Source organism: Actinomadura sp. NPDC048021, assembly GCF_040653135.1.
Classification (GTDB): Bacteria; Actinomycetota; Actinomycetes; order Streptosporangiales; family Streptosporangiaceae; genus Spirillospora; species Spirillospora verrucosospora.
Map to the genome: position 1 here is coordinate 327,035 of NZ_JBEZJQ010000008.1, position 6,000 is coordinate 333,034.

7 protein-coding genes are annotated in these 6,000 nt (G+C 70.9%); 4 read left to right on the plus strand and 3 right to left on the minus strand.

Going from position 1 to position 6,000, the window contains the following annotated elements; genetic code table 11:
• Nucleotides 1–12: 12 nt before the first annotated feature.
• The 4 genes from AB0C87_RS16355 to AB0C87_RS16370 all read left to right on the plus strand — a co-directional run bounded on the left by AB0C87_RS16355 (nt 13) and on the right by AB0C87_RS16370 (nt 3,483).
• The gene (locus AB0C87_RS16355) at nt 13–816 is read left to right on the plus strand and encodes a hypothetical protein (RefSeq protein WP_353835527.1); all 804 of its coding nucleotides are present in this window, start codon (nt 13–15) and stop codon (nt 814–816) included.
• 232 nt (nt 817–1,048) lie between these two features.
• A complete protein-coding gene (locus tag AB0C87_RS16360; protein ID WP_353835528.1) occupies nt 1,049–1,756 on the plus strand; it encodes a hypothetical protein in 708 nt (235 codons plus the stop codon).
• A 348-nt stretch (nt 1,757–2,104) separates the two neighbouring features.
• On the plus strand, nt 2,105–2,596 hold the full coding sequence (locus tag AB0C87_RS16365) for a metallophosphoesterase family protein (RefSeq protein ID WP_345186531.1): 492 nt from the start codon (nt 2,105–2,107) through the stop codon (nt 2,594–2,596).
• A gap of 77 nt (nt 2,597–2,673) precedes the next feature.
• Complete coding sequence (locus tag AB0C87_RS16370; protein WP_360578188.1) at nt 2,674–3,483, plus strand: crotonase/enoyl-CoA hydratase family protein; 810 nt, start codon at nt 2,674–2,676, stop codon at nt 3,481–3,483.
• A gap of 537 nt (nt 3,484–4,020) precedes the next feature.
• Here AB0C87_RS16370 and AB0C87_RS16375 read toward each other — a convergent pair.
• The 3 genes from AB0C87_RS16375 to AB0C87_RS16385 form a co-directional block, all read right to left on the minus strand.
• Nucleotides 4,021–4,497: a GNAT family N-acetyltransferase gene (locus tag AB0C87_RS16375; RefSeq protein WP_345186613.1), complete on the minus strand. Its 477-nt coding sequence runs from the start codon at nt 4,495–4,497 to the stop codon at nt 4,021–4,023.
• Nucleotides 4,498–4,691: 194 nt separating this feature from the next.
• Nucleotides 4,692–5,165, minus strand: coding sequence for a DUF2752 domain-containing protein (locus tag AB0C87_RS16380; RefSeq protein WP_345186525.1), 474 nt, complete (start codon nt 5,163–5,165; stop codon nt 4,692–4,694).
• 3 nt (nt 5,166–5,168) lie between these two features.
• The gene (locus AB0C87_RS16385; protein ID WP_345186521.1) at nt 5,169–5,459 is read right to left on the minus strand and encodes a CD225/dispanin family protein; all 291 of its coding nucleotides are present in this window, start codon (nt 5,457–5,459) and stop codon (nt 5,169–5,171) included.
• Nucleotides 5,460–6,000: the final 541 nt, after the last annotated feature.

Genomic DNA, 6,000 nt, shown 5'->3' on the forward strand with positions numbered 1-6,000 from the left:
CAAGGAGGCACGATGCACGGACCCGGACTCGGCGAGGCAGCTCTCACTCGCCGCAGAGTCCTCGGCTTCGCGGGCGCCGCCACGCTCGCCGGAGCCGCAGCCCTGGCCGGCGCCCGCCCCGCCGCGGCCGCCGGACGCTCCTTCACCTTCGACCTGTTGTTCAACGTCCCCCACACCGACAACATGCAGGGCCTGGCCTACCGCCGCGGCCGCTTCTACGTCGGCTTCGACGTGGGCGGCGGACACGGCGTCATCCGCGAGTACGACCGCGACGGCACCACCCTCAAGGAGAGCGCGCCGCTCGCCGTCGGGCACGCCGCCGAGATCAGCGCCGACCGCGACGGGCTCCTCTACGTCGCCACCGGCGGCGGCACGAACCCGACCAAGGTCAACGTCGTGGACTGGAGCGGCGAACCCGAGGTCGTGCGCACCATCGACTTCGGCGCGCTCGGCAACTCCGGCCTGGTCGCGGTCGACGACCGGCGCGACGGCCTGCTCGTGCACGCCGGACCGGGCGACCAGGGCCCCTTCGTGTTCGCGTTCACCGACCTCGACGGCACCGTCCGCTCGACCTTCGACCTCGGCTACCAGGGCGTCCCGCAGGGCCTGGAGATGGCCGGTGACAAGGTCCTCTACTACACCAACAACGCCATCACCGTGCTGGACCGGGCGGGGAACATCCTCGAAGCGATCCCCATCCCGCTGACCGGGGAGAGCGAGGGGCTGGCGGTCGCGCCCGCGGGCCGCGGCACCCGCGTCTTCTTCGGCTACAACAAGCCGAACCGCGTCTACGCGATGACGCCCGTGTTCCACTGACAGGCCAGGCGCGCGGCCGGGTTCCGTCCATACCTCCCGTCCCGGCCGCGCGCCCTCCCATTTCTGCGCACAAAGTGCTTGACTCCGCGGTCGATATCACGGTCGACTTAGCATCCGGCGGCCCTCGTTTATCGGAATCTTCTAGAGTGCGGATATCCGGCGGGAAGGGTCTTGCATTTCACGGCCACTCGGGTAGAAAAAATCAAATCCCTCTCCCCGAGGAGGAAACCCCGTGAAGGCTCCCATCAGGCTGGCCGCCCCCCTCGCGGCCGCCTCCGCCGCGCTGGCCCTGACGGCGCCCGCCGCGTCCGCCGCCACCACCACGATCCGCCAGGAGACCGCCACCGGAGCCCCCTACTCCGGCAACTGGCAGGTCGCCACCGTCGGGGGTCTGGCGTTCTCCGTCGACTACCTGGGCGCGAAGGTGACCGGCTCCTGCGACGGCGCCGAACTGCAGGGCACCGTCCAGTCCACCGGCGCGGGCGAGCTGACCGCCGCGTCGATCGGCGCGTGCCGGACCTCCAACGGCCTGAGCTCCCCGCCCACCGACCTCGACCTCAGCCAGATGCCCGACAAGAGCGGGAGCGTCGCCTACGACCCGGTCTCCGGCGGCCGGGACGGCGTCCTGTCCATCAACGGCGGTCTTCGCTTCAAGATGGAAGGAAAGATCCTCGGCATCACCGTCACCTGCTACTACGGATTCCGGACGGGCGGCACCGACGGTCTGCGCTTCGACGTCTACAACCGCGACAACCCGAACCGCCCCCTGCCGGGCCAGGACGACGCGCAGGGCAGGGCCGACGGCATCACGCTCGTGCGGCAGACGGGAAGCAGCGGCCTCTGCCCGTCCAACGGCACCGGCAGCGGCTCCGCCATCGCCCGCGGTGAGAGCACGCCGGGCTCCGGCGTCTTCGACCGCAAGCTCTACCTGACCCCCTAGCCCAGGGCGAGCGTGCGGAGAGGCGGCCGGGCCCGGGGCCGGTGCAAGGGAGTGATCATCCTCCTCGGGCCCGGCCGCCCTCACTGTGCCCTCGCGGTGCTGGGTCGCCGTGTCGGGAAGAACGACCGGGGGCGTACGGCCGAATCCTTCTGGACGATCGCGAGGAATTCGAGCGTAACTCCGCAGTTCAGCCCTGAGTAATGACTGCGTGTTTACAGTTGTTTCCCACGCGTGTCCGAGACCTGCCGTGGCAAAATCACTCACTTTTCAGCTCGAACGCGCCGACGGGCGGCGCCCCGGCGAGGTCGGCATCCGGCCCATGGTGACCCCTGAGGGAGAATGGGGCGCATGAGAGCGGTGGCCATCTCCGACACCCACGCGCCCCGGCGCTGGAAGTCGTGCCCGCCGCGGGTGGCCGAGCACCTGCGGGACGCCGACGTGATCCTGCACGCCGGCGACGTGTGCGTCGCGTCCGTCCTGGACGAGCTGGCCGAGTACGCGCCCGTCCACGCCGTCCTCGGCAACAACGACGGGCCCGACGTGGCCGGGTGGGGCGCGCCCGAACGCCTCGAACTCGACCTGGACGGCCTCGCCGTCGCGATGGTCCACGACAGCGGCCAGGCCAAGGGCCGCACCGCCCGGATGCGGCGCTGGTTCCCCGGCGCCGACCTCGTCGTGTTCGGGCACTCCCACATCCCCCTGGACGAGACCGGCGACGGCATCCGCATCTTCAACCCCGGGTCGCCGACCGACCGGCGCCGCCAGCCGCACGGCACCCTCGGGCTCCTGGACATCGACGGCGGCCGGCTCACCGAAGCGCGGATCGTCCCCGTGACCTGAGCCTCGCCCTCGACCGGCCGGACGCCGCATGGAATCGTCCCTTGGAGACGACCCGCGAGGATGAGAGGGCCCCCGGCATGACCGACCGCGTCACCGTGCACGTCCACGAGGGGGTCGCCGACGTGCGGCTCAACCGTCCCGACAAGCTGAACGCCCTCGACCTGGCCACGTTCGAGGCGCTCGCCCGCACCGGGGACGCCCTCGCCGCCGACGGCTCCGTCCGGGCCGTGGTCCTGTCGGGGGAGGGCCGCGCCTTCTGCGCGGGCCTGGACTTCGCCGACTTCGCCGCCATGGCCGGCGACGGCGCCGGGCGGCGCGCCGGCGACATCACCGCGCGCGAGCCGGGACGCATCACCAACCTCGGGCAGCAGGCCGTGCACGTATGGCGGGAGCTGCCGCAGCCCGTCATCGCCGCCGTCCACGGCCACGCCCTCGGCGGCGGCCTGCAGATCGCGCTCGGCGCCGACATCCGGATCGTCGCCCCGGACGCGCGCCTGTCGGTCCTGGAGATCCGCTGGGGCCTGGTGCCCGACATGACCGGCACGGCCGCGCTGATCCGCCTGGTCGGAGAGGACGTCGCGAAGGAGCTCACCTTCACCGGCCGCATGATCTCCGGCGCGGAAGCCGTCCGCATCGGCCTGGCGACCCGCACCGCCGACGACCCGCGCGCCGCCGCCACCGAACTCACCCGCGAGATCGCCGGCAACAGCCCCGACGCCGTCCGCGGAGCCAAGCGCCTGCTCAACCGCGCCGCCGACACCGACCTGGCCGGCCAGTTCCTGGAGGAGTCCCGGACCCTCGGCGCCCTGCGCGGAAGCCCCAACCAGGTCGAGGCCGTCCGCGCCTACTTCGACAAGCGCCCGCCCGCCTTCACCGACCCGGCCTGACGCCCCGCCGACGCCTTCACCGGACGACACCGGGCGGGTGGCCTCGCATGGCGATTGCCCCCCGCTTGCTGCGGTGAACCTCCCGTGTGTCCGTCACGTTCGTGTGCCAGCCCAGACAGGACATCGTGCAGCAGCGGACACCGCCGCTAGGGGGACGCGTACAACCGGTGGCCGTCGCCGTGCCGCCGGTCCGAACGCGCGCGACCAACGTCTCGCGTCCAAGGCGGGACGGCCTCGACCGCCGAGGGAGCGGAGCGGTCGGGGGCTCGCGTCGCCTCGAAATGACTGGACCGTTCGGGATCGCGCTCGCCGCGGGACGCGTGAGGGGAGCGCGGAGAACAGATACTTCAGGCCGTGGGCGACTCCTTTGTCCAGCCGCGTTCCGCCTTCCGCCCGTTCGCCGCGAGCGCGGCGAACGGGCAGGTACGCGCCGGATGGCGATCGCGGCGGTGCGGTCCCGTCTCTAGCGGAGAGGTTCTTGATGCCTCTTCACGGTCGAGCGTGGACGCATGCGCGGGGCCAGGCGCGAGACGGACTTCAGTCGAGCGGAAGCTCGGCGGTCACCTCGTCCCCTTCAACGGTGAGCACGGCGCCTGCGGTCGCCAGCAACGAGCGGGCACCGCGGTTGCCGGTGGTCGTCGAAGCGAGGAACCTTGCCGCTCCGGTCGACCGGGCCTCAGCCAGCAGCAACGCCGTCACCCGCGTGCCGATCCCGCGACCCCGGGAAGCGCGGCTCAACCAGATGCCCGCCTCCACCGCGTCACCTCGGGGCTCCAGGCGCGCCGCCCCGACCGCCTCCCCGTCGACATCGATCACCCACGTGCGCTCCACCGCCGTCGCCGGGTTCAGGCATCTCGCCCGGTGGAACTCCAGGAACGCCGTCCGGCGCTCAGGTGTCCAGCCGGGCGCGCCGGCGACCGGAGGCATGACCTCCAGAGGATCGGCGCCCGCCACGGCCGCGTCCAGCAGCCGCGCCAATGCGGGCTCATCCAGGGAACATAGGGCTACTTCCATCACGCACAGAGTGTGATTGCTGGCCGGGGGCCTGCGCGAGCGAATTTCGGCCCAGCACGCTCCACTGGGGGTGCTACTCCACTGGGAAAGCACAGCGGAGCTGCCGCGAACACCGGGGAGCCGAGGGCCATGGAGTGCCTGGCGTGCCGCGCCGGGCATGGCGAAAGGAGCGCCCGGACCATGGCCGTTGGTGGTCAGGCGGCGAGGGCCGATCCGACCGGGAGGTTCCGGATCAGCCAGAAGAGAAGGATGGCGCCGAACAGGGCCCAGATCAGCGCGGGGTGCGCCACCTTTGTCCTCACCGGACGATCCAGGGCGCGGGCTCTCGCCCACCGGAGCCAGAAGAACGCCAGAACCGGGAGCATCGCGACGGTCAGCACGTTCAGGCCGAAGGCCTCCTGGAGATGGCCGTGGGCGAGCGCGTGGACGGTGCGCATCGAACCGCAGCCCGGGCACTGGAACCCGGTGAGAGCGAGGAAGGGGCATGTCGGATAGTGCCCCGCCTCGTTGGGGTCGACCGCGGCGACGTACAAGACGGCGGCGACGCTGAGGACCAGCACCCCGCCGGGCCGCAGGAGCCGGACGGCGAGGGGCTGTCGAGAACCGTCCGGTGCTCCGGGAACCGGCCCGCCCCGCGGGAGCGGGACGGGCCGGGACTCATCCGTCATCGGTCAGCTGCCGCTGTTCCCCGCCATGGCGATGAAGAAGTAGATGGCGCCGACGACCACGCCGAGGACCGCGGACACGATCGCCCAGGTCTTCGCGTTGTTGGAGGACTTGATCGCACCGGCCTGGTCGCCCGCCGACCACTTGGAGTTGACCTGGGCGGCGTAGACGATGGACACGACGCCTGCGGGCAGGCAGCACAGGATGGTGGTCGCGATCGCCCACGGGAGGTGGTTCGGGGGCGGAGAGCCGGCGCCGGAGCTCGGGGGCGGCGGCGGGGCGGGCGGGTAGGCCATGGTGGTACCTCTCCTGCTTGGGCTGGGTGATCTACTTAGATAGATGGTGACAGGCCCCACCGGGTTCCCCCAATACGCTGCAACCTGCGGAGGAGCATCGGACCGGGGTGCCGATTTGACGCGGGCGCTCCGACCGCGTAAGTTAACCCCTCGTCCCCTCACGGATGCAGGACGCTCGCATGGCGGCCGGCCGAACCATGGGGAAACCACCTACGAACCAGCCGACACGGCTTCGTCGTGTCGGCCGTGCCGTGCCGTGGTGGGTCGGAAAAGCTCGATTTTGACAATCGGGCCGGATCTGATGAAATAGCGACACCGCCGGGAAGGAACCGCGCAAGCGGATTCGGAATGGCGTATCGGAAAAGCCCGGAATTGACAGTCCGAGCGGATCTGATAAAGTAAGAATAAGTCGCCCCGGGGCGGGAAACGCGAAAGCGGATCCGGTACGGTGGGTGTCCGTTTCTTGAGAACTCAACAGCGTGTTAAAAGCCAGTGCCTTTATCGGCCCGGTCTTTATTCGACCGGGTCGCCCCGTGCCATC

Bases quoted from the DNA above. Each gene is read 5' to 3' on its own strand.
- AB0C87_RS16380 (WP_345186525.1), bottom strand. From the start codon at position 5,165: ATGACGGATGAGTCCCGGCCCGTCCCGCTCCCGCGGGGCGGGCCGGTT.
- AB0C87_RS16365 (WP_345186531.1), top strand. From the start codon at position 2,105: ATGAGAGCGGTGGCCATCTCCGACACCCACGCGCCCCGGCGCTGGAAG.
- AB0C87_RS16355 (WP_353835527.1), top strand. From the start codon at position 13: ATGCACGGACCCGGACTCGGCGAGGCAGCTCTCACTCGCCGCAGAGTC.
- AB0C87_RS16370 (WP_360578188.1), top strand. From the start codon at position 2,674: ATGACCGACCGCGTCACCGTGCACGTCCACGAGGGGGTCGCCGACGTG.
- AB0C87_RS16375 (WP_345186613.1), bottom strand. From the start codon at position 4,497: ATGGAAGTAGCCCTATGTTCCCTGGATGAGCCCGCATTGGCGCGGCTG.
- AB0C87_RS16385 (WP_345186521.1), bottom strand. From the start codon at position 5,459: ATGGCCTACCCGCCCGCCCCGCCGCCGCCCCCGAGCTCCGGCGCCGGC.